Here is a 20,927-nt window from a genome sequence, read left to right on the forward strand (position 1 = left end):
CCCACCCCGCAGCAGCCGATCACCGTCGTGCGCCCGACCCCCACTAGGGTCGGGCGCATGACGTCTCTTGAGCGCACCCCCCGCGAGGACGGCCGGGCCGACGACGAGCTCCGGTCCGTGACCATCACCCGCAACTGGCTCGACCACGCGGCCGGGTCGGTGCTGATCGAGTTCGGGAAGACCAAGGTGCTCTGCGCCGCGTCGGCCTCGACCGGCGTCCCGCGCTGGCGCAAGGGCTCCGGCCTGGGCTGGGTCACCGCGGAGTACGCCATGCTCCCCGCCTCCACCAACACCCGCTCCGACCGCGAGTCGGTCAAGGGCCGCATCGGCGGCCGCACCCACGAGATCAGCCGCCTGATCGGCCGCTCGCTGCGTGCGGTCATCGACTACCAGGCGCTGGGGGAGAACACCATCCAGCTCGACTGCGACGTGCTCCAGGCCGACGGCGGCACCCGCACCGCGGCGATCACCGGCGCCTACATCGCTCTCGCCGACGCCTGCGCCCACCTCGGCGTGCCGCAGGCCCTCACCGGCTCCGTGGCGGCCATCAGCGTCGGGATCATCGACGGCGTGCCGCGCCTCGACCTGCCCTACGTCGAGGACGTCCGCGCCGAGACCGACATGAACGTCGTGATGACCGGCGACAACAAGTTCGTCGAGGTCCAGGGCACCGCCGAGGGCGCGGCCTTCGACCGCGCCGAGCTCGACGCGCTGCTCGCCCTGGCCGAGAAGGGCTGCGCCGACCTGACCCTCATGCAGCACGAGGCACTGGCCCGTTGACCGGCGGCTCCGCGACCCGCGTCTTCCTGGCCTCGCGCAACGCCAAGAAGCTCGCCGAGATGGACCGGATCCTGCGCGAGCAGGTGCCCGACATCGAGGTGGTCGGCCTCGACGACGTGCCGTCGTACGACGAGCCGGTCGAGGACGCCCCGACCTTCGTCGGCAACGCGCTGCTCAAGGCGCGCGCGGGTGCCGAGGTCACGGGACTGCCGACGTTGGCCGACGACAGCGGCCTGTGCGTCGACGCGCTCAACGGCATGCCGGGCGTGCTGTCGGCGCGCTGGTCGGGCCCGCCCAAGGACGACGACCGCAACAACACGCTGCTGCTGTCCCAGCTGTCCGACGTCCCCGAGGAGCGGCGCACCGGCCACTTCGCCTGTGCCGTCGCGTTCTGCCACCCCGACGGTCGCGAGATCGTGGTCGAGGGCCGCATGGACGGCACCGTGCTGCGCGAGGAGCGCGGTGACGGAGGCTTCGGCTACGACGTGCTGTTCGTCGCCGACGACCGCCCGGGCCTCACGACGGCCGAGCTGAGCCGCGAGGACAAGGACGCGATCTCCCACCGGGGCAAGGCGTTGCGCGAGATCGCCCCTCAGGTCGCGGCGTTGCTCGGCTCTCCCTGACCGACCCGCCTGCTGATGATCGCGCCCCAGCCGGCGGCCATGACGAACATGATGATCGAGTAGACCGCAGCGGGGACGGCGATCTCGTTGACCTCCAGGACGTTCTCGGCGACGAAGATCGCCAGGGTCCCGTTGTGGACCCCGATCTCGAAGGACGAGGCGATGGCCTGTCCCTCGCGCACGCCGAAGGCGCGTGGCACGGCGTAGCCGACGACGAGGCTGATCGCGCAGAACAGGGCTGCCACGATCCCGACGTCGGCGAGGTAGCCGCCGACCCGCTCCCGCTCGCCGAGCAGGATGCCGAGCACCAGGATGGCCAGGATGACGGCCGACGCGATGCGCACCGGCTTGTCCATGGCCGCGGCGAACGACGCCTTCCTGGCGCGCACGAGCATGCCGATGCCCACCGGCACCAGGATGAGGGCGAACACCTTGACGACCTCGGCCAGCGGCATCGAGACCGACTCGGACTTGTCGAAGTAGGCGATCGCCAGGTTGGTGATCAACGGCAGCGTCGCGATCGCGACGATGGAGTTGATGGCGGTCAGGGTGATGTTGAGCGCCACGTCGCCGCGGAAGAGGTGGCTGAACAGGTTGGCGGTCGTGCCACCGGGGGAGGCCGCGAGCAGCAGCATGCCGATGCCCAGCAGGGGCGGGAGGTCGAAGAGGACCACCAGCCCGAAGCAGACGATCGGCAGCAGCACCAGCTGGCAGGCCAGCGCGACGACGACCGCCTTCGGCTGGGTGCCCACTCGCCGGAAGTCGGCCAGGGTCAGGTCCAGTCCGAGGCCGAACATGATGATGGCGAGGGCGACGGGCAGCCCGATCTCGGTCAACGCGGAGTCCATGGCCGGACCCTAGTCGAGGGTGACCCCGGTCACACGGAGGAAGCGCGATAGGTTCGCGCGATGGCCCGACACTTCCTCCTCCGCAGAACCTTCGCGCGCGTCGCTCTGAAGCTCGCCCGCTGGCGCACCACCGGCGAGGTGCCCAGCAAGGGCATCCTGGTCGGCGCTCCGCACACCTCCAACTGGGACTGGGTCCTGACGATCCTGCTCGCGTGGGACAGCAACGTGCAGATCCGGCTGCTGGTCAAGGAGTCGTTCTTCAAGGGGCCGGTGGGCTACGTCATGCGCGCCACGGGCGCGGTCCCGCTCGACCGGGCCAACCCGGGCGGCACGATCCGGGCGCTGCTGGCCGACGCGGAGACCGACGAGACGTTCCTGCTGGGCCTGGCGGCCGAGGGCACCCGGAGCAAGGTGGACTACTGGAAGTCCGGCTTCTACCGGATCTCCCAGCAGACCGGCCTGCCGATCACGCTGGCGTTCGTCGACGGCCCGACGCGGGTCGTCGGCTGGGGGCCGACGTTCCCCGTCACCGGCGACGTCGGAGCCGACATGGACAAGGTGCGCGCCTTCTACGCCGACAAGCGCGGCATCCGCCCCGAGCTGGCGACGACGCCGCGACTGCGCGAGGAAGATCCGGTCGAGCCGGCCTGACCGCCCCCCGACTACTGCCAGGTCCAGCTCTCGACGATGTCGGCGTAGGTGTCCTGGGCCTTCTGGTCACCCTCCTGGGTCGACAGGATGATGGAGTAGAGGTCGCCGTCGTGGATCGTCAGGTAGCCGTACTGCTCGATCGCGACACCGTTCTCGTTGACCCGGGAGATCAGCACCGACACGGCCTTCTCGCCGTCGATGGTGGTGTCACCGTTGTCGACCGGGGTGGCCCCGGTGGCGCCGACCATGTTGTTCTCCCAGGTCGGGCGGATGACCTCGGGGTCGGTCTCGCCGCCGGCGAAGCCGGTCTCGATGATCAGGTTGGCCCGGGCGCCCTCGAAGCTCTGCCCCCAGGCGATCGCCTTGTCGGTCGCGCCTGACTGACCGCCCGAGAGGATCTCCTCGGTGATGTCGGTCCACGCGTCGGGCAAGGTGAACGCGTAGCCGCTGCCGATCAGCGGGTTGGGCGGGATCGTCGGCAGCGGGGTGGGGCTCGGGGTCACGGGCGACTCCGACTCGTTGGGCGGCGTCGGCGGCGTCGGGGCGGTGGGTGCCGAGGTCGAGGGGTCGTCGGTCGCGGTCTCGACGGTGTCGTCGCCGCCCGACAGGATGGCGAACAGCCCGCCGACGACGGCGATCAGCACGACGGCGGCCACCGCGGCCAGGATCCAGGGTGTCCTGCTCTTCCCCGAGGCGGTCGGTCCGGAGGCGTACGCCGGCGGGTAGCCCCCGGCGTACTGCGGCTGTGAGGGCGGCGGCCACGAGCCCGGCGGCGGCGAGGAGGGCGGGGGGCCGGTGGGCGACTGCACCGGCCAGGGCGCCTGGGTCGGGGGAGCGGGCGGCTGCTGGGTCGTCGCCGGCGGGAAGGCCGGGGGTCGGGGCTGGGTGATGGTCCGGTCGAAGCGGCGGACGTCGGTGGCGCTCACCTTGCCGACCGCGAAGCCGAGCACCGCGCAGGCCCAGCGGGCGGCGGCGACGTCGGAGGTGCCGCGATCGCGGGCGAGCATGTCGCCGGCCGACTCGACGGCCCGTGCCGGCTCGGCCCCGCTGTCGATCGTGCTCTGCATCATCCGGAAGGCGCCCAGTCGCACGGCGTCGACGAGCAGGTTGATGTCACCCGTCGACGCGGCAGCCTCGTCGAGGTAGTCGTCGAGCGCGGCGCGCAGCAGGTCGGCGTCGTCGAAGACACCGCGGCCCGAGGTGAGACCGAGCTCGTAGAGGTTCTCGTGCAGCTCCATGGTGCCTTCCGGAAGTGTCGGTCACAGCAGTGCCGAAGGGGGGACTCGAACCCCCATGCCCGAAGGCACAGGTACCTAAAACCTGCGTGTCTGCCAATTCCACCACTCCGGCGAGCGAGGGCTCAGTCTAGGCCGAGGTCGCGGCGCAGCTTGGCCACGTGACCGGTGGCCTTCACGTTGTACTGCGCGAGCTCGACCGCGCCTCCCTCGGCGACGACGAAGGTCGAGCGGATGACCCCCTCCACGACCTTGCCGTAGAGCTTCTTCTCCCCGAAGGCGCCATAGCTCTTCATGACCGCTTTGTCGGGGTCGGAGAGCAGGGTGATGCCCAGGCCGTCCTTCTCGCGGAACTTCGCGAGCTTCTCGGGCTTGTCCGGCGAGATTCCCAGGACCTCGAAGCCGGCGGCCTTCAGCGACTCCAAGGAGTCGGTGAAGTCGCAGGCCTGCTTGGTGCAGCCGGGGGTCATGGCGGCGGGGTAGAAGTAGACGATCACCCGACGGTCGCGCAGGTCCGAGAGCGTGACCTCGGCGCCGGTGTCGTCGGCGAGGGTGAAGTCGGGGGCGGCGTCGCCGGGGGCGAGGCGGGCATCGGACACGACGTGCTCCTTGTTGCGAGTTATGTGCAATAACGTACGGTGGGCTTGACCGCCAACCTATCGAGTCCGGAGAAGTGCCATGCACGTGCCTGACGGCTTCCTCGACGCACCGACGTCGATCGCGACCGGCGTGGTCGCGGCTGGTGGGGTGGCCTTCGCCCTGCGCAAGGCCCGCACCGAGCTCGACGACCGTACGGCCCCGATGGCCGGTCTCGTGGCAGCGTTCATCTTCGCGGGCCAGATGATCAACTTCCCCGTCGGCGCCGGCACCAGCGGCCACCTCCTCGGTGGTGCGCTCGCGGCGGTGCTGGTCGGGCCGTGGACCGGGGCGCTGTGCATCAGCGTGGTCCTGCTGGTCCAGGCCCTCTTCATGGCCGACGGCGGGATCACCGCGCTCGGCACCAACATCGTGCTGATGGCCCTGGTCGGCTGCTTCGCCGGCTACCTCGTCTTCCGCCTCGTGGCCGCGGTCCTGCCCAAGCGGCTCTCCTCCATCGCGCCCGCCGCCGCGATCGGTGCCCTGATGTCGGTGCCCGTCGCCGCCACCGTCTTCACGCTGCTCTTCGCCGTCGGCGGCACGGCCCCGGTCGAGACCTCCGACGTGCTCGTGGCCATGCTCGGCTGGCACACCGTCATCGGGATCGGCGAGGCGATCGTGACCGGCCTGGTCGTGGCCTCGGTCGTGGCCGTGCGCCCCGACCTGGTGCACGGCGCCCGGACGCTGGTGCCCGCGGCCGAGCTGGAGATCCGGACGGTGGCGGCATGAGGACCCGCACCTTCGTCATCACCGGGGTGCTCGTCGCCCTGCTCGTCGCCGGGTTCGGCAGCTACTACGCCAGCAGCCACCCCGACGGCCTCGAGTACGTCGCCGGCAAGACCGGCTTCCTCGACTCCGCCGAGGACTCACCGACCTCCGACAGCCCGTTCGCGGACTACCAGACCGCCGGGGTCGACGACGAGCGTCTCGGTGGCGGACTGGCCGGCGTGATCGGCGTGCTGCTGACGCTGGTCATCGCGGGCGGGGTCGCCTACGCCGTACGACGCCGCACGCCCGCCGACGACCCAGCCAACGACTCCGTCGAAGCCGGGCGCTGACGTGGGCGCCGGTCACGGCCACCGGCTGCACTTCCACGGCCACAGCCCGGTCCACCGGGCGCCGGCGCACCTGAAGATCCTGCTCCTGGTGGGCTTCATGCTCACCGTCGTGGCCACGCCCCGCGACTGGTTCCCCGTCTTCGGTGGCTACGTCCTCGTGGTGGTGGCCGTGATCCTGACGGCACGGGTGCCGGTGCTCTACGTCGTGCGCCGGATGGTCATCGAGGTGCCCTTCCTGGTCTTCGCCGCGCTCATCCCGTTCATCGCCACCGGCCCGCAGGTCGACGTGCTCGGGGTCAGCGTCTCCGAGCCCGGGCTGCTGGCTGCCTGGGGCCTGGCCGTGAAGGGCTCGCTCGGCGTCATGGCCTCGCTGACGCTGGCCGCGACGACCGAGCCGGCCGACGTGCTGGTCGGGCTGCGCCGGTTGCGGATGCCCGACCTGATCGTGCAGATCATGGGCTTCATGATCCGCTACCTCGACGTCGTCACCGCCGACCTGGGGCGGATGATGGTCTCCATGCGCTCGCGAGGGATGGACCCGCGGTCCCCGCGCAGCTGGCCCACGCTGGCTCGCACGCTCGGCTCGTTGTTCATCCGCTCCTACGAGCGCGGCGAGCGGGTCCACCTCGCGATGCTCTCGCGGGGCTACACCGGGGAGCTTCCCAGATGAGAGTGCCCAGATGAGAGTGGTCAGATGAGCGTGCCCGTCCTCGACGTCCAGGGCCTGGCCTACGCCTACCCCGACGGCCACCAGGCGCTCTTCGGCGTCGACCTCCACGTCCACCAGGGCGAGCGGGTCGCGCTGCTCGGGCCCAACGGCGCCGGCAAGACGACCCTGGTGCTGCACCTCAACGGCATCCTCACCGCGGGCGTCGGCTCGGTCAGCGTCAGCGGGCTGCCGGTGGCGAAGGAGAACCTCCAGGAGATCCGGCGCCGCGTCGGCGTGGTCTTCCAGGACCCCGACGACCAGCTCTTCATGGGCTCGGTCCGCGCCGACGTCGCGTTCGGTCCGGCCAACCTCGGCCTCAAGGGGGCCGCCCTCGAGGCGCGGGTCATGACCGCGCTCGACCTGGTCGGCATGGCCGACTTCGCCGCCCGTCCACCGCACCACCTCTCCTTCGGCCAGCGCCGGCGGGTCGCGGTGGCCACGGTGCTGGCGATGGAGCCGGAGATCCTGGTGCTCGACGAGCCGTCCTCCAACCTCGACCCGGCCTCGCGGCGCGAGCTCGCCGACATCATCCGCTCCCTCGACGTGACGGTCCTGATGGTCACCCACGACCTGCCCTACGCCCTCGAGCTGTGCCCCCGAGCGGTCGTCCTCAGCGACGGGCACGTGGTCGCCGACGGTCGGACCTACGACGTCCTGACCGACGACACCCTGATGCGTGCCCACCGTCTCGAGCTCCCGTTCGGCTTCGACCCTCGCGGCATTGATACCCTCCCGCAGTGAGCAAAGAGCTGTCTGACCTCGAGGCCGAGATCGAAGCGACCCGCGAGCGGCTGGCGGTCACCATCGACCAGCTCCTCTACCGCTCGAGCCCCAAGACGATCGCGAGCCGCGAGGTGGCCCAGATCAAGGGTCACTACGTCGACGCCGCGACCGGCGAGCCCCGCACCGACAACATCCTCAAGACCGTCGGCGGTGTCGTCGGGGTGATCGTGCTCTTCGTCGTGATCCGCAAGGTCGTCAACTGACCTGCAGGAGCCGCTCGTGAGCGACAAGCGACCCATCAAGATGCTGCACGACCGGGTCCTCTGCGAGATCGACAAGGAGGCCGGGGAGCGACGCTCCTCCGGCGGCATCGTCATCCCCGCCACGGCCGCCATGGGCGGACGTCGCCTGGCGTGGTCCCAGGTCGTCGCCGTCGGCCCGCACGCGCGCGCCGTCGAGGTCGGTGACCGAGTCCTCTTCGACCCCGAGGACAAGGCCGAGGTCGAGGTCCACGGCGAGGTCTACGTCGTCATGCGCGAGCGCGACGTGCACGCGGTGGCCGCCGACCGCCTCGGCGACGAGCCGACCGGTCTCTACCTCTAGCCTGCAACACGTTGCAGTTCTGGCCGTAACCCCCGTCACACGGTGGCGTTGAGCCGTCATGCTCCGACACCGCGTCACCCGCCCGATCGTCGGCCTGCTGGCTGCCTGCACCCTGGTGCCGGGAGGTGCGGTCGTCGCCACGAGCGCCGGCGCTGCCCCCAGCGCACCGGCCCCGGTGGCCGCCGCCGCGGTCCAGGTGCAGCGGCAGGCGCCGTCGTACGAGGCCAAGATCCGGATCACGAAGCACGGCATCCCCCACATCACGGCCCAGGACTTCGGCTCGCTCGGCTTCGGCAGCGGCTACGCCGCGGCGTCGGCGTCGATCTGCACGCTGGCCGACACGCTGGTCACCGGCCGTGGCCAGAGGTCGCTCTTCTTCGGACCGCAGGGGCGCTACGACGACCAGGTGACGCTCGAGGCGTCCAACCTCCAGGTCGACGCGTTCGTGACCGACCTGCGCAACCGGCGTGTCGTGGAGAAGCTGCTCGCCTCGAAGGCCGGACCCGGGCGTGAGTCGCGCCAGATGGTCGACGGCTACGTCGCCGGCATCAACAAGTACCTCCGCACGAACACCGTCACCGACCCGGCCTGCCGCAAGGCGGCCTACCTCACGCCGAACGCCACCGCGATCGACCTCTGGTACGGCGTCTACCTCGCCAACCTGCTCGCCTCCGCGGGCGTGTTCGTCAAGGAGATCGTCGACGCCGACCCGCCGTCGGCCACCGACCCTGGCCTTCCCGAGCTGCCGGTGCGCGCCTCCGCGGTCGACCGCGCGGCGCTGCTCAAGGGCCTGGGTCGCGACCCCGAGGCACCCTTCGGCTCCAACGCGACCGCCGTCGGCGGGGCCGAGACGTCGACGGGGCGCGGGATGCTGCTCGGCAACCCGCACTTCCCGTGGCGCGGCCGATACCACTTCACCCAGCAGCACCTCACCATCCCCGGCTCCTACGACGTGGCGGGCGCCTCGTTGATCGGCTCGCCGGCGGTCAACATCGGGTGGAACAAGGACGTCGCCTGGAGCCACACCGTCTCCACGGCCTACCGCTTCACGCCCTACGAGTACAAGACGGTCGGCCCCACGACCTACCTCACCGACGCCGGCCCGCAACAGCTCCAGCGGCGCACCGTCAAGGTGCGCGTGAAGCGGGCCGACGGCTCGGTCGGCACGGTGACCGAGGACCTCTACCGCACACCGCAGGGCTACGTGATCGACGCACCGGCGCTGCTGATGCCCTGGGGCCCGGGCAGCGTCTGGGCGATCCGCGACGCCAACGGCGAGCAGCTGCGCACGGTCGACACGTTCCTCGACATGGGCAAGGCCCGCACCGTGCGCGACCTGTTGCGGCGTCAGGACGCCGGCGGCGGGATGCCCTGGGTCAACACGACGGCGGCCGACCGCTTCGGTGACGTCCTCTACGCCGACCACTCGGTCGTCCCGCACGTGACCAACGAGATGGCCCAGCGGTGCATGACCCCGGTCGGGCGGGTGCTCAACCAGGTCGCCGGCCTGCCGGGCCTCGACGGCACTTTCGCCGACTCCTCGTGCGCCTGGGGGCGCGACGCCGACGCGCAGCGCCCGGGCATCTTCGGCCCGAGGAACCTGCCGTCGGTGGTGCGTCGCGACTGGGTGATGAACGCCAACGACTCCTACTGGCTGCCCAACCCGGCCTCGCGGCTCGAGGGCTACGACCAGATCATCGGCTGCGAGCGCTGCGTCCGGACGATGCGCACCCGGATGGTGTCGCAATACGTCATCGACCGGCTGCGCGGCAACCGCAAGGAGACTCCGCTGAGCTTCCGGAGCCACCAGCACGAGAATCGCCTGCGTGCGGCGGAGGTCATGCGCGCCGGCGGTGCGCTGGACGACGTCTGCGCGCAGACCGGCGAGACCCGGGCCTGCGCCGTGCTGAAGAAGTGGGACGGACGCTCGGAGACGACATCGGTCGGCACGCACATCTTCGAGGAGTTCGTGTCGCGGCTGCCCACGGTGCCCCTCGGCCTGGCCGACACCGTGTGGACCGTGCCGTTCTCGCCCGCCGACCCGCTCAACACACCGCGGGGACTCGCCAGCGACAACCCGCAGGTGGTCCAGGCGATGAGCGACGCGATCGCCTCGCTGCGAGCGCGCAAGATCCCGTTCGACGCCACGTGGGGCTCGCTCCAGGTCGCGGGCGACCGCGGCGCACCGCCGCTCCCGCTGGGTGGTGGCACGGGTGACTCGGTCGGCAACGCCAACGCCCTGGCGTCGCGCACGCCGGTGCAGAACCGCGGGAAGTATCGCGCGATCACCTACGGCTCGTCGCACATCCAGGCGATCTCGTTCCTCGACGGTGGTCGGGTCGACGCCCGCACGATCCTGACCTACAGCCAGGACGAGAACCCGCGCTCACGCTGGTCCAGCGACCAGACCAGGCTCTTCTCCCAGGGGCGCTGGGTGCGCTTCGCGTGGACCGACGCCCAGATCAGGAAGGACCTGGTGCGGTCCTTCGTGGTGCGGGGCTGACGCCCGGGATGCTCGGGGCGCCGGGCAGGAAGGCCAGCTCGGCGTTGTCGGCGTCCTGCAGCGGCCCCGAGGTCGGCTGGTCGCGCAGGTCCGGGATGAAGAGCGCGGCGACGGCGGCGAGGAGCATGCCGGCACCCAGCACGAAGAAGCCGATCGTGTAGCCGCTCTCGTCGGGGATCCCGGTGGGCCCCACCTGGGCCGTGACGATGCCGGCCATCACCGCGGCGCCGACCGAGCCGCCGATGGTGCGGATGTTGGCGTTCATGCCGCTCGCCACCCCGGTCTGCTCCTGGGGCACCGAGGCGATCACGACCCCGGCGAGGCTGGAGAAGATCAGGCCCGAGCCCAGGCCCTGGACCGTGGTGGCGGCATAGAGCTGCCAGGTGGTGTCGTGCCACAGCGCGATCGAGACGAACGACGCCGCTGTCGTCAGGGTGCCGGTCACGATCACGGTGCGGGCGCCGACCGCGTGGATCAGCCGTGCGGTGAAGAAGCCGACCAGGAAGCTCGCGATCGCGGAGGGCACGAGCAGGAGCCCGGACTCCGAGATCGAGGCGTCGAAGCCGTAGCCGGCCGCCTCCGGGGTCTGGAGGAGCTGGGGCAGGAAGCCGAAGGCCGCGAAGATGCCGAAGCCGACGAAGGCCGCCACCAGGTTGGTCGTCCAGACGCCGCGCAGGCGCATCATCCGCATGTCGATCATCGGCACCGGCACCCGGGTCTCGACGGCGACCCAGGTGACGAGGCCGACCGCGGCGAGGGCGAGGAGCCCCAGGATCCGCGGTGACGACCAGCCCCACACGTTGCCCTCGGAGAGCGCCAGCAGCAGGGCGACCAGCCACACCGAGAGGAGCACGGCGGGCAGGATCGGCAGGCGTGCGGGCGTCCGCACGGGCGACTCGGGCACGAACAGCCGGGCGGCGACCGCGGCCAGTGCCACCACGCCCATCGGGATCCAGAAGAGCCCGCGGAAGCCGAAGACCTCCACGATCGGGCCGGCGATCACGATCCCGACGCCGAAGCCGACCGCCGTGAGCGAGGCGAGCACGCTCAGGGCCGTGGCGACGTTGTCGTGGAACTCGTCGCGGGCGATGCCGAAGGCGAGCGGGAGCACGCCGCCACCGGCGCCCTGCACCACCCGCGCGAAGATCAGCCACCCGATGCTGGGCGCCAGTGCGGCGAGCAGCGACCCCAGCACGAGGGCGCTCAGCGTGATGACGAGCATCCGCGTCTTGCCGACGACGTCGCCGATCCGCCCGAGCAACGGGGTGGCGATGGAGGCGCTCAGGAGGTAGCCGGTCAGCACCCAGGTGACAGTGGTCTGGTCGGTGTCGAACTCCGTCTGGATGGTCGCGAGCACCGGGACGATCATCGACTGGAGCAAGGAGAACGACGACACCGAGACCGCGAGGACGGTGAAGGTGATGGCTCCGCGGCCGGGCCTGGACATGGGACGCTCCTCGACGGTTGGTTGCCGAGTGCAACCAACCGCTGAGTGTAGGGGAGTGGTGGTGATCCGCCTCAGTCGTCGCCGAGGCCGTTGCGCTCCGCCCAGACAGCCGCCTGCGTCCTGTCCTGCACCCCGATCCGGTTGAAGACCGAGGTGAGGTGCGACTTGACCGTGCGGTCGGTGATCCCGAGCCTGCGGGCGATCTGCTTGTTGACCAGGCCCCGGCGCACCAGCACGAGCACCTCGATCTCGCGGGGGCTGAGGTTGACCGAGGTGGGAGAGGCGGGTCGGGCGCCGAGCAGCTGACGTGCGGCTCGCGGGTGGATCGGCGACTCGCCGCGGCTCACCTGGCGCAGACCCTCCACCACCTCGTCGGGCTCGGCGTCCTTGAGGAGGTAGCCCAGTGCCCCGGCGTCGAGGGCGGCCACGATCCGCTCGGAGTCGGAGAAGGAGGTGAGCACCAGGACGTCGGTGCCGCCCTGCGCGACGATCTCGCGGGTCGCCGTGACGCCGTCCATGCCGGGCATCTGCAGGTCCATCAGCACGATGTCGGGGTGCAGCTCGGCGACGAGGTCGACCGCGCCCTGTCCGTCGGCGGCCGTGCCGACCACCTCGATGTCCTCGACGCCGGCGAGGTAGCCGGCGAGGGCGCCGCGCAGCACGGCGTGGTCGTCGGCGAGCACGACGGTGATCACACGCCCACCTCGAGGTGGACCGTCGTGCCGGTGCCGGGGGAGGAGCGCACCTCGAGGGAGCCGCCGCTGTCGTGGGCCAGGCTCTGGAGGCCGCGCAGCCCGTAGCGTGTCTCCTCGCGCACCTCCTCCGGGTCGAAGCCCCGCCCGTCGTCGGCCACCTCCAGCACCACCCGGTCCCCGGTGCGCAGGACCTCGATGCGCAGGGTCGACGCGGCAGCGTGGCGCAGGGCGTTGCGCACGGCCTCCTGTGCGACGCGCCAGACCAGGGCGGCGCTCTGCTCGCTGACGCCGTCGAGCGGCGCCACGTGGACCGACGCCTCGACGCCGGCGGCTGCGGCCGGGGCGCAGAGGTCCTGGAGGGCGGCGTCGAGCGTCGTGACCGACAGGTCCGGGGGATGGATCTCCACCAGCAAGGAGCGCAGCCCGCGCATGCTGCTGCGCAGCGAGCCGGCGGTGGTGAGCAGGGTCTCGCGGTGCTCGGGCGAGGCGTCACGCGCGACGGTCGCCACGGCGTACGCCGACGCGGCGAGGTCCTGCACGACTCCGTCGTGGAGGTCCCGGGCGATGCGCCGGCGCTCGGCGTCGGAGGCGGTCGCGGCGTTGCGCAGCAGCCGCTCACGCTCGGCGGCGGCTCGTGCCTCGCGCCGCGTCATGACCCACAGCATGGCGGTGGCGATCGCCACGAGCAGCACCAGCCCGCCGATGGTGATGCGTCGGAAGGGGGCGATGACCTCCGCCTGCCGGGCGTCGATGCGGTCGGCGGAGAAGTAGGTCTCGAAGAGGAGGGGCTGGCCCTCGGGACTGACGATCTGCGTGTAGACCTCGACCAGTCCCTCGCCCGGTGGCTCGAACCGGTTCTCCGGCTCGCCGAGGTCGGACACGTCGGCCTCCGAGCCACCGTCGCGCAGGATCGCGAGCTCCTCGGGGCCGAGCTCGAAGCGGTCTCCGATCAGGCGCACCTCGTCGGAGTAGAGGATGGTGCCGTCCTCCGCCCAGATCTTGATGCGCCGGACGTCCTCGACGAGCAGCCGGTCCAGCGCGACCCGGTCGAAGCGGTCGACAGCGCTGATCCGCCCGGCCACGAGACCGCGCGGGAGCGCCGGCTCCGCGACGGAGAGTGCCAGCACCTCGGTGGTGGCCCGCGCGTCGTCGAGCGCCTCGTCACGGGCAGCCCGCCCGGAGAGGGTCTGCGTCGCCACGACGATCGCAGCAAGGGCCAGCAGCCCGATGGCGAGGTACTGCGCCACCGGGCTGCTGACGAGTCGCCGTGGTCCGGTCATGACGGACCAGTATGGCGACCCGAAGCGTCGCCGGTCAGAGGGCGACCTTGGCGACGCAGACTTCGTCCGTCGCGGGGTTGACCGCGCGGAAGGTGAATCGGTCGGTGCCGTCGGCGTCGACGGTGCGGCGCTCGATGGAGAACGACCCGCTGCGACCGCGCGTGACCGAGGTGCCCCGGGCGGTCACGCCGCCGTCGTGGAGCAGGACCCAGTCCCAGCTCTGGCCGGTCCGGTTGCTGTCGATCTCGGCCTCGACCTCGATCCGGCCGTCGTCGGGCTTCGCCTTGATCTTCCAGCTGGTCGAGCCCGAGCAGGAGCCGGTCTTGATGACGCGGCCGTCGGACCCGCTGGCCTGGGCGCTCCCGGCGACGGCGAGGGGGAGGGTGGCTGCCAGGAGGGCAGCCGCGGCGATGGCTGCGGGTGTCGTGCTTCGGATCTTCATCGGGTTCTCCTCGGTGTCGGCGGTGCTGGGGATGTGACTCCAGGCTCCGGCGGTCGCGGTGGCACCGGCCACTGGTCGCGGGTACTACGACCAGCGGACGGAGACCGTTGCGCGAGTCCGTGCGCATTGCCTTCTGAGGCGCTCTCGCTCCGCTAGATTGCGCCAGTGAGACCCCATCCCTTCGCCCAGGCGGGCGCGCTGAGTGCGGCGTACGACGCGGTCGACTGGGCGAGCACCCCGCTCGGTCCGGTGGACGGTTGGAGCCCGGCCCTGCGCAGTGCGGTGGACCTGACCCTGAGCACCCGCTTCCCCGTGACCCTGATCTGGGGACCGGAGATGGTGCTCGTCTACAACCAGGGCTACGCCGACCTGATCGCCGCCAAGCACCCGCAGGCACTGGGCAGCCGGTGCGAGGACGTGTTCCCCGAAGCCTGGGACGTGGTCGGCCCGATGCTGCACTCGGTGCTGGAGACGGGCGTGCCCACCTGGGTGGAGGACACCTACCTCCCGCTGCAGCGCTCGTCCTACCTCGAGGAGTGCTACTTCACCTTCTCCTACTCGCCCGTGCGGGGGGACGACGGTCGCATCGAGGGCATCCTCGACATCTCGGTGGAGACCACCGGTTACGTCATCACCCGGCGTCGTCTCGCGATGCTGGCCCAGCTCTCCGACACGCTGTCCTCCGCCGAGGACGACGACACGGTGGCCGCCCGGGCTGCGGCGGTCCTGGCGACCGACCCGGCCGACCTCCCGCAGGTCGAGATCCGGCTGCCAGGAGGGCCGGTGCGCGAGACCTCGCCGTTCGGCCCGGCTCCGGCGATCGCCGAGGGCGTCGACCTGCACCTCGACAGCGAGGGCGCGAGCACGGTGGCGTGGCTGCCGCTGAGCCTGGGCGGGATGCTCGTGGTGCGGCTCAGCGAGCAGCTGGAGCCGACGGGCCTCTACCTCGACTTCCTGCGCCTGATCGCGGCCAACCTGGGCCAGACCCTCACCCGGGTCCGCAGCCTCGAGGCCGAGCGGGGCCTGTCGGAGGCGCTGCAGAAGGCACTCCTGACCCGACCTGCCGGCTCCCTCGAGCTCGACGTGGCCGTGCGCTACGTGCCCGCGTCCGACCTCGCCCAGGTCGGCGGTGACTGGTACGACGCGTTCCTGCTGCCCGACGGCAGCCAGATGCTCGCGATCGGCGACGTCGCCGGCCACGACCAGCGTGCCGCGGCCGCGATGGCGCAGCTGCGCAACCTCGTGCGCGGCGTGGCCTACACCTTGCCCAACGCGACCCCCGCAGCCGTGCTCTCCGGGCTCGACCGCGCCATCGACGGGCTCGAGGTCGACGCCGTCGCCACGGCCCTGCTGGTGCGGGTGGATCGCTCGGCCACGGCCGACCAGGCGCTCGGTCTGACCTGGTCCAACGCCGGCCACCCACCTCCGCTGATGCTGGAGGCGGACGGCAGCGTGCGCGTCGTCGACTCCCAGCACGACCTGCTGCTCGGCGCGGAGCCGACGGCCGCGCGCCGTGACCAGCAGTGCTCGCTCGCGCCCGGCGCCAGCCTGTTGCTCTACACCGACGGCCTCGTCGAGCGACGCGAGGCCTCCTTCGACGCGGGCCTCGCCTGGCTGCGCGACACCGTCGCCGGTCAGCAGGAGCTCGGCGCCGCTCAGCTGGCCGAGCACATCATCGGTCAGCTCGGGGAGCGCTTCTCCGACGACATCGCGTTGCTGGTGGTGCGCGCGCCGCAGTGAGTCAGGCGGGAGTCAGGCGGGAGTCAGGCGGGACTCAGGCGGGACTCGTCCGCCGGACCGTGGTGCCCCCACGGCAGCTCGTGGGTCGCGCCCAGGGCCGCGAGCACGCTGGGCAGCAACGCCTTGGCCGTGCGGCGGTAGCCCGCGCTCGAGGGGTGGAACCGGTCGACCGCGAACATCTCGTCGGGCTGGGCGATGAAGAACGGGCCGACCACGTCGGCGAGGCTGACGGCGATGCCGCCCAGCTCGGTCGTCACCTCGCGCTGCGCGCTCGCCAGCTGCCGCGACGCGCGGCTGCCCAGGGAGCGCAACGGCTGGGGCACGGCGGTGAGCATCCCGAGGTCCGGGCAGGTGCCGACGACCACGGGGGTGCCGCGCTCGCGCAGCGCCCCCACGACCTCGGCGAGGTGGCGACGTGACTCGGAGGTCTTCACCCGGTGGGTGATGTCGTTGCCGCCGACCACGATCACCGCGACGTCCGGACGGTAGTGCCGCGGCAGCGAGGTGAGCTGGGCGCGCAGCATCGAGCTCTCGGCACCCACGAAGGCTGCTGTGTGCAGCCGCACGGCGCGGCGCGTGCTCTTCGCCAGTCGCCGGGCCAGCTGGGCACCGAGGGTCTGCTTCGCCGTCTCGGCCCCGAGACCGGCCGCGATCGAGTCACCCAGCAGCAGCAGCTCGAGCGGGTCGCCGTAGGCCTTCTTGTAGGTGCGGTCCGCCGAGTGCGGGTCCTCGCCCAGCGGCTTGCCGATCACCCGGCGCGCGATGCGGGCCTGGTGGCGGAAGCCTTCGCGCAGTGCGAGGAGCACGCCGGCCACGGAGGCCAGGCCGAGCGCCAGGGTCAGAGCGATGCGGCGCATGGACCCACCATGCACCCCCGCGGTGAACGGACGTGAAATGGCACCGGGCCGGACATCGAGGATGTCCGGCCCGGTGGGTGGTACGGCATCAGGGACTCGAACCCCGAACCCGCTGATTAAGAGTCAGCTGCTCTGCCAATTGAGCTAATGCCGCGCGGTGAAGCGACGCAGACATTACCAGCGGACGGCGGTCGGGAAAAATCGGGGCCGAGTCGGCGCGATGTGCACGCGTCAACGCGATGCGAGCACGGCCTGGGCGGCGTTGTGGCCACCGAGGCCGGACACGGCGCCGCCGCGGCGGGCGCCGGATCCGCACAGCAGGACGTGCGGGTGCTCGGTCTGCACCCCCCACTGCTGGGCGGGGGTGTCGAGACGCGCGCGGTTGGCCGCCCAGGGCCACTCGAGGTCGCCGTGGAAGATGTGGCCGCCGGGCATGGCGAGGTCGCGCTCGACGTCCTGGGGGATCTTGGCCTCGATGCACGGCTCGCCGTGGGCGTCGCGGGCGACGCAGCCCATGATCGGCTCGACGAGGTGCTCGTCGAGGGCGGCGATCGCCCGCTCGACGGCCAGCGCCTTGGCGCCCTCGGGGTCCTGGACGAAGAGCGACGCGGGCGTGTGAAGCCCGAAGTAGGTCAGTGTGTGGGTGCCGGCCGGCACGTCGCCGAGGATCGAGGGATCGGTCAGCGAGTGGCAGTAGACCTCGCCGGGCATCGTCGTGGGCACCCGCCCCGCGGCCGCGTCGTCGTACGCCGTCTCGAGCTGCGTGAAGTCCTCGCCGAGGTGGAGGGTCCCCGAGAAGGCGACGGCGGGGTCGATGCCCGACTTCAGCGCCGGCAGCCGGTCGAGCAGGAAGTTGATCTTGAGCTGGGCACCTTCGGGCTTGGTGGCCGGGTCCTCCTGCTCGCCGAGGAGGATCTTGAGCACCCAGGGGGCGACGTTGGCCAGGACCGTGCCGCCCATGACGGTGTGGGCGCCGGCCGCGTCGTGCCAGGTGACGTAGCCGCCCTGGTCGACGGGCTGGATCCGGCTCACCCCGGCGTCGACGAGGATCTCGGCCCCGGCGTCGACGGCCGCGCGGTGCAGCTCGGTGGTGACCGCACCCATGCCACCGATCGGCACCCGCCACTCGCCGGTGCCGTTGCCGATCAGGTGGTAGAGGAAGCAGCGGTTCTGGATGAGTGAGGGGTCGTGGAGCGAGGCGAAGGTGCCGATGAGGCCGTCGGTGCCGACGACGCCGCGCACGGTGTCGTCGCGGAAACGCTCCTGGATCGTCGCGCCGAGCGGGTTGACGACCAGGTCGCGCCAGATGCCGGGGTCGACGCGGTCGCGGACGGCGCGCTCGACGGGCAGGGGCTCGGTCAGCGTGGGGGAGACGACGTGGGCCAGCTCGGCGACGTCGGCGTAGAACTCCCGCCAGGCTTCGTACTCCGTCTCCGAGCCGGTCAGCTCGCGGAAGGAGCGCTGCGTCGCCTCGCCCTCCTCGTGCTCGATGAACAGGCCGCCGGCGCGGCCGTCTCGGACGACCGGGGTGTAGGACGCGGTGGCGCGCGAGGCGAGCGCGAGGTCGAGACCGAGGTCCTCGATGATCCGCGTGGGGAGCAACGAGACGAGGTAGGAGTAGCGGGAGAGGCGGGTCTCGCGACCCGGGAAGGCGGCCGCTGAGACGGCTGCGCCCCCGGTGTGCGCGAGCCGCTCGAGGACCAGGACCGACAGCCCCGCGCGGGCGAGGTAGGCCGCGGAGACCAGGCCGTTGTGGCCGCCCCCGACGATGACGGCGTCGTAGTGCTTGCGTGCTGAGCTCACCGCAAGAACCTACGGCACCGGTGCGGCGTGGCCGAGTTCGCCCACGTCGGGGGCCGTCGTGCGCTTTGATGGCAGAGGGAGCTACGGGGGAGGGATGTCACCGGTGCCGACGTCCTGGGTGGTGCGGCTGTGGATCGTGGCCGCGTTGATGGCCCTCTTCGGGTTCATCGCGGTGTGGGGTGCGCCCGAGGGCGGCCGGGTCACGGGCATCTGGCCCGCGGGCCTGGCGACCGGCTGCCTGCTGGTGGCCCGACGCCGCCACACGGCGGCGATCGTCGTCGGCATCGCCGCCGTCGCCTTCCTCACCATCTGGCTCGGGGGCCGTCCGTTGGACGTCGCCGCCGGCTTCGCCCTGGGCAGCGCGCTCGAGGCGCTGGTGGTCTCGCGCCTGTTCACCGACGGCGCGGGCGAGAAGCCCGACCTGCGCTCCGACACCGACCTGCGGGCCTACTTCGCCTCGGCTGTGGCCGGCGGCGTGGTGGCAGCAGCGATCGGCTGTGCGACCTCCGCGGTCACCGACTGGGGCAGCCCCGGGCTCGTGGCGGCATCGATCGGCACCGCCCACCTGGCCTCCAACCTGACGCTAATCCCGTTCTTCTGTCGCCTCCCCAACCAGGAGTCGGTGGCCGGGCCCGGCGAGCGACTGCTCCAGTGGTTGTCGATCCTCGTCGTGACCCCCGTGGTGTTCCTTCCCCAGGACTTCCCGTCGGTCGTGTTCGTGGCGATCCCGGTGCTGGCCTGGGGCGCGCTGCGGATCAGCCCGCGTGAGGCCCTCGGCCAGCTGGTGGCCGTGGTGGCGTTCGCGATCTTCATGACGACCGCTGGCAACGGTCCCTTCGCGGACGTCCCGGTCCGCTACGGCCTCCCGGTCGACGCCCGCGGCGTGCTGCTGGCCTCCTTCGCCATCACCTGCGTGATCATCGTGGTGCCGTTGATGATCCGGGTCGGTGAGCAGATCGCGAGCGCCCGCATCGCCGCGGCCGAGCGCGACAAGGTGCAGCGCATCGTCGACGGCGCGACCGGCGTCGCGATCATCGGCACCGACGAGCGCGGCCGCGTCACCCTGTTCAACCCCGGCGCCCAGCTCCTGCTCGGCTACGACCTGGACGACGTGCTCGGGCGCACGACACGGATGCTCCACACGCAGGCGTCGATCAGCGCGAAGGCGCTCGAGGTCGGTGTGGCCGACGACTTCGACCTGGTCGCGCAGGCGCTCATCGGTCCGGAGCATGCCGGCACCCTGCTGGGCTTCGTGCGCAAGGACGGGGTCGAGCGGATGCACGCGATGACGCTGTCGCGGATCGTCGACGACCGGGGACGCACGACCGGCTACGTCAGCACGTCCGAGGACGTCACTGACCAGGTCGAGGCCCGCCGCGCGCTCGAGGAGGCGTTGGAGTCAGAGCGGCAGGCGGCCGACCGGCTGCGTGACGTCGATGCCGTCAAGGACGCCTTCGTCTCGAGCGTCAGCCACGAGCTGCGCACGCCCATGACCAGCATCCTGGGCTACCTCGAGATGCTGGGCGAGGGCGACTACGGCGAGCTCACCGAGGGCCAGGTCAACGCCGTGCACCGGGTCTCGGACAACACGACGCGGCTGCTCGGCCTCATCGACGACCTGCTGACGCTCTCGAGGGTCGACAGCGACGGCTTCGTCCACTCCGACCGCGTCTTCGACCTGACCGAGGCGGTGCGCGCCTCCTTCGAGGTCGTGGCGCCCGGCTGGAGCGCCCGCGACCTCGACGTGGGGCTGGTGCTCCCCGACGAGCCGGTCCCGCTGCTGGGGGAGCGGGACATGATCGAGCGGGTCGTGCTCAACCTGCTCAGCAACGCCGTGAAGTTCACCCCCGACGGAGGTGCGATCCGGCTCTCGCTCGCCGTCGACGGCGACGAGGCGGAGATCCTGGTGAGGGACACCGGCATCGGGGTGCCGGCGCAGGAGCAGGACCGGTTGTTCACCCGCTTCTTCCGCTCGACCCTGGCCCAGAAGCAGGCCATCCCCGGCAGCGGCCTCGGGCTCTCGATCACCCGCGCCATCGTCGAGCAGCACGGCGGGCGCATCGACTTCACCAGCGGCGAGTCCGGCAGCGGCACGACATTCCGCGTGCGGCTGCCGGTCGTCACCTAGGAATATTCAACTTTCAACTACTGTTGGGCCAGATGACTCGTGAAGGAGGTGGGCGCCGTGCCCGCAATCACCGTTGACGACCTGACCGTGCTCGATCGCCTGCGCCCGCCCGGGCTCGGCGACCAGCCCCGGCCGGTGTGGCAGGTCAGCACCGCCCCGCAGGGCT

At 71.5% G+C, this 20,927-nt stretch carries 21 protein-coding genes and 2 tRNA genes; 12 read left to right on the forward strand and 11 right to left on the reverse strand.

Annotation, left to right across the window (positions count from 1 at the left end; translation table 11 throughout):
* The first annotated feature begins 57 nt into the window (after positions 1 to 57).
* Together rph and rdgB are read left to right on the forward strand one after the other, a co-directional pair.
* Positions 58 to 780 (forward strand): ribonuclease PH, encoded by a 723-nt coding sequence (gene rph / locus AAG827_RS09955; RefSeq protein WP_341925785.1) that lies wholly within the window; start codon positions 58 to 60, stop codon positions 778 to 780.
* Positions 777 to 1,403: an RdgB/HAM1 family non-canonical purine NTP pyrophosphatase gene (gene rdgB, locus AAG827_RS09960; RefSeq protein WP_341925786.1), complete on the forward strand. Its 627-nt coding sequence runs from the start codon at positions 777 to 779 to the stop codon at positions 1,401 to 1,403. Before rph ends, rdgB begins: the two co-directional genes overlap by 4 nt.
* Here rdgB and AAG827_RS09965 read toward each other — a convergent pair.
* Positions 1,373 to 2,251: a bile acid:sodium symporter family protein gene (locus AAG827_RS09965; RefSeq protein ID WP_341925787.1), complete on the reverse strand. Its 879-nt coding sequence runs from the start codon at positions 2,249 to 2,251 to the stop codon at positions 1,373 to 1,375. The genes rdgB and AAG827_RS09965 overlap by 31 nt on opposite strands.
* Positions 2,252 to 2,311: 60 nt before the next feature.
* Between AAG827_RS09965 and AAG827_RS09970 the strand changes: the two genes are divergently transcribed.
* A complete protein-coding gene (locus AAG827_RS09970) occupies positions 2,312 to 2,902 on the forward strand; it encodes a 1-acyl-sn-glycerol-3-phosphate acyltransferase (protein ID WP_341925788.1) in 591 nt (196 codons plus the stop codon).
* An 11-nt stretch (positions 2,903 to 2,913) separates the two neighbouring features.
* Here the strand turns inward: AAG827_RS09970 and AAG827_RS09975 are convergent, their stop codons facing one another.
* From AAG827_RS09975 to bcp, 3 genes are all read right to left on the reverse strand, one after another.
* Entirely contained in the window at positions 2,914 to 4,140 is a 1,227-nt protein-coding gene (locus tag AAG827_RS09975; RefSeq protein ID WP_341925789.1) for a hypothetical protein, read from the reverse strand.
* Between the two features lie 30 nt (positions 4,141 to 4,170).
* Positions 4,171 to 4,252, reverse strand: a tRNA-Leu gene (locus tag AAG827_RS09980).
* A 10-nt stretch (positions 4,253 to 4,262) separates the two neighbouring features.
* On the reverse strand, positions 4,263 to 4,736 hold the full coding sequence (gene bcp, locus AAG827_RS09985) for a thioredoxin-dependent thiol peroxidase (protein ID WP_341925790.1): 474 nt from the start codon (positions 4,734 to 4,736) through the stop codon (positions 4,263 to 4,265).
* A 79-nt stretch (positions 4,737 to 4,815) separates the two neighbouring features.
* Here bcp and AAG827_RS09990 point away from each other — a divergent pair, with 79 nt between their 5' ends.
* The 7 genes from AAG827_RS09990 to AAG827_RS10020 are packed head-to-tail and all read left to right on the forward strand — an operon-like array spanning position 4,816 to position 10,369.
* A complete protein-coding gene (locus tag AAG827_RS09990; protein ID WP_341925791.1) occupies positions 4,816 to 5,502 on the forward strand; it encodes an energy-coupling factor ABC transporter permease in 687 nt (228 codons plus the stop codon).
* Positions 5,499 to 5,831 carry a PDGLE domain-containing protein gene (locus AAG827_RS09995; RefSeq protein ID WP_341925792.1) on the forward strand — a complete coding sequence of 111 codons (333 nt, stop codon included), beginning with the start codon at positions 5,499 to 5,501 and terminating at the stop codon, positions 5,829 to 5,831. Before AAG827_RS09990 ends, AAG827_RS09995 begins: the two co-directional genes overlap by 4 nt.
* A gap of 1 nt (position 5,832) precedes the next feature.
* Complete coding sequence (cbiQ, locus tag AAG827_RS10000; RefSeq protein WP_341925793.1) at positions 5,833 to 6,501, forward strand: cobalt ECF transporter T component CbiQ; 669 nt, start codon at positions 5,833 to 5,835, stop codon at positions 6,499 to 6,501.
* A 24-nt stretch (positions 6,502 to 6,525) separates the two neighbouring features.
* The gene (locus AAG827_RS10005; RefSeq protein ID WP_341925794.1) at positions 6,526 to 7,281 is read left to right on the forward strand and encodes an ABC transporter ATP-binding protein; all 756 of its coding nucleotides are present in this window, start codon (positions 6,526 to 6,528) and stop codon (positions 7,279 to 7,281) included.
* Positions 7,278 to 7,526 (forward strand): DUF3618 domain-containing protein, encoded by a 249-nt coding sequence (locus AAG827_RS10010; protein WP_341925796.1) that lies wholly within the window; start codon positions 7,278 to 7,280, stop codon positions 7,524 to 7,526. The genes AAG827_RS10005 and AAG827_RS10010 overlap by 4 nt, the downstream gene beginning before the upstream one ends.
* Positions 7,527 to 7,566: 40 nt before the next feature.
* Positions 7,567 to 7,866 carry a co-chaperone GroES gene (locus AAG827_RS10015; RefSeq protein WP_341925807.1) on the forward strand — a complete coding sequence of 100 codons (300 nt, stop codon included), beginning with the start codon at positions 7,567 to 7,569 and terminating at the stop codon, positions 7,864 to 7,866.
* Between the two features lie 58 nt (positions 7,867 to 7,924).
* The gene (locus tag AAG827_RS10020; protein WP_341925797.1) at positions 7,925 to 10,369 is read left to right on the forward strand and encodes a penicillin acylase family protein; all 2,445 of its coding nucleotides are present in this window, start codon (positions 7,925 to 7,927) and stop codon (positions 10,367 to 10,369) included.
* On the opposite strand, the gene AAG827_RS10025 is transcribed toward AAG827_RS10020, so the two are convergent.
* From AAG827_RS10025 to AAG827_RS10040, 4 genes are all read right to left on the reverse strand, one after another.
* Complete coding sequence (locus AAG827_RS10025) at positions 10,329 to 11,816, reverse strand: MFS transporter (protein ID WP_341925798.1); 1,488 nt, start codon at positions 11,814 to 11,816, stop codon at positions 10,329 to 10,331. The two genes, AAG827_RS10020 and AAG827_RS10025, sit on opposite strands and share 41 nt — an antisense overlap.
* A gap of 71 nt (positions 11,817 to 11,887) precedes the next feature.
* Positions 11,888 to 12,511: a response regulator transcription factor gene (locus AAG827_RS10030; RefSeq protein WP_341925799.1), complete on the reverse strand. Its 624-nt coding sequence runs from the start codon at positions 12,509 to 12,511 to the stop codon at positions 11,888 to 11,890.
* On the reverse strand, positions 12,508 to 13,791 hold the full coding sequence (locus tag AAG827_RS10035; protein WP_341925800.1) for an ATP-binding protein: 1,284 nt from the start codon (positions 13,789 to 13,791) through the stop codon (positions 12,508 to 12,510). Before AAG827_RS10035 ends, AAG827_RS10030 begins: the two co-directional genes overlap by 4 nt.
* Positions 13,792 to 13,825: 34 nt before the next feature.
* Positions 13,826 to 14,233, reverse strand: a complete 408-nt coding sequence (locus AAG827_RS10040; protein ID WP_341925801.1) for a hypothetical protein — start codon at positions 14,231 to 14,233, stop codon at positions 13,826 to 13,828.
* A 165-nt stretch (positions 14,234 to 14,398) separates the two neighbouring features.
* Between AAG827_RS10040 and AAG827_RS10045 the strand changes: the two genes are divergently transcribed.
* Positions 14,399 to 15,973 carry a SpoIIE family protein phosphatase gene (locus AAG827_RS10045; protein WP_341925802.1) on the forward strand — a complete coding sequence of 525 codons (1,575 nt, stop codon included), beginning with the start codon at positions 14,399 to 14,401 and terminating at the stop codon, positions 15,971 to 15,973.
* A gap of 23 nt (positions 15,974 to 15,996) precedes the next feature.
* Here the strand turns inward: AAG827_RS10045 and AAG827_RS10050 are convergent, their stop codons facing one another.
* The 3 genes from AAG827_RS10050 to AAG827_RS10060 all read right to left on the reverse strand — a co-directional run bounded on the left by AAG827_RS10050 (position 15,997) and on the right by AAG827_RS10060 (position 18,633).
* The gene (locus tag AAG827_RS10050) at positions 15,997 to 16,830 is read right to left on the reverse strand and encodes an SGNH/GDSL hydrolase family protein (protein ID WP_341925803.1); all 834 of its coding nucleotides are present in this window, start codon (positions 16,828 to 16,830) and stop codon (positions 15,997 to 15,999) included.
* Positions 16,831 to 16,908: 78 nt separating this feature from the next.
* Positions 16,909 to 16,984, reverse strand: a tRNA-Lys gene (locus AAG827_RS10055).
* Positions 16,985 to 17,061: 77 nt separating this feature from the next.
* Positions 17,062 to 18,633 (reverse strand): NAD(P)/FAD-dependent oxidoreductase, encoded by a 1,572-nt coding sequence (locus AAG827_RS10060; RefSeq protein ID WP_341925804.1) that lies wholly within the window; start codon positions 18,631 to 18,633, stop codon positions 17,062 to 17,064.
* Positions 18,634 to 18,736: 103 nt separating this feature from the next.
* On the opposite strand from AAG827_RS10060, the gene AAG827_RS10065 reads away from it, so the two are divergent.
* A complete protein-coding gene (locus AAG827_RS10065; RefSeq protein ID WP_341925805.1) occupies positions 18,737 to 20,761 on the forward strand; it encodes an ATP-binding protein in 2,025 nt (674 codons plus the stop codon).
* The last annotated feature ends 166 nt before the right edge of the window (positions 20,762 to 20,927 follow it).

Source organism: Nocardioides psychrotolerans, from assembly GCF_943371775.1.
GTDB lineage: Bacteria > Actinomycetota > Actinomycetes > Propionibacteriales > Nocardioidaceae > Nocardioides > Nocardioides psychrotolerans_A.

Coding starts and splice junctions, on each gene's coding strand:
- rph (WP_341925785.1), top strand. CDS start 58: ATGACGTCTCTTGAGCGCACCCCCCGCGAGGACGGCCGGGCCGACGAC.
- AAG827_RS09965 (WP_341925787.1), bottom strand. CDS start 2,251: ATGGACTCCGCGTTGACCGAGATCGGGCTGCCCGTCGCCCTCGCCATC.
- AAG827_RS09970 (WP_341925788.1), top strand. CDS start 2,312: ATGGCCCGACACTTCCTCCTCCGCAGAACCTTCGCGCGCGTCGCTCTG.
- AAG827_RS09975 (WP_341925789.1), bottom strand. CDS start 4,140: ATGGAGCTGCACGAGAACCTCTACGAGCTCGGTCTCACCTCGGGCCGC.
- AAG827_RS09990 (WP_341925791.1), top strand. CDS start 4,816: ATGCACGTGCCTGACGGCTTCCTCGACGCACCGACGTCGATCGCGACC.
- AAG827_RS09995 (WP_341925792.1), top strand. CDS start 5,499: ATGAGGACCCGCACCTTCGTCATCACCGGGGTGCTCGTCGCCCTGCTC.
- AAG827_RS10005 (WP_341925794.1), top strand. CDS start 6,526: ATGAGCGTGCCCGTCCTCGACGTCCAGGGCCTGGCCTACGCCTACCCC.
- AAG827_RS10015 (WP_341925807.1), top strand. CDS start 7,567: ATGCTGCACGACCGGGTCCTCTGCGAGATCGACAAGGAGGCCGGGGAG.
- AAG827_RS10020 (WP_341925797.1), top strand. CDS start 7,925: ATGCTCCGACACCGCGTCACCCGCCCGATCGTCGGCCTGCTGGCTGCC.
- AAG827_RS10025 (WP_341925798.1), bottom strand. CDS start 11,816: ATGTCCAGGCCCGGCCGCGGAGCCATCACCTTCACCGTCCTCGCGGTC.
- AAG827_RS10035 (WP_341925800.1), bottom strand. CDS start 13,791: ATGACCGGACCACGGCGACTCGTCAGCAGCCCGGTGGCGCAGTACCTC.
- AAG827_RS10040 (WP_341925801.1), bottom strand. CDS start 14,233: ATGAAGATCCGAAGCACGACACCCGCAGCCATCGCCGCGGCTGCCCTC.
- AAG827_RS10050 (WP_341925803.1), bottom strand. CDS start 16,830: ATGCGCCGCATCGCTCTGACCCTGGCGCTCGGCCTGGCCTCCGTGGCC.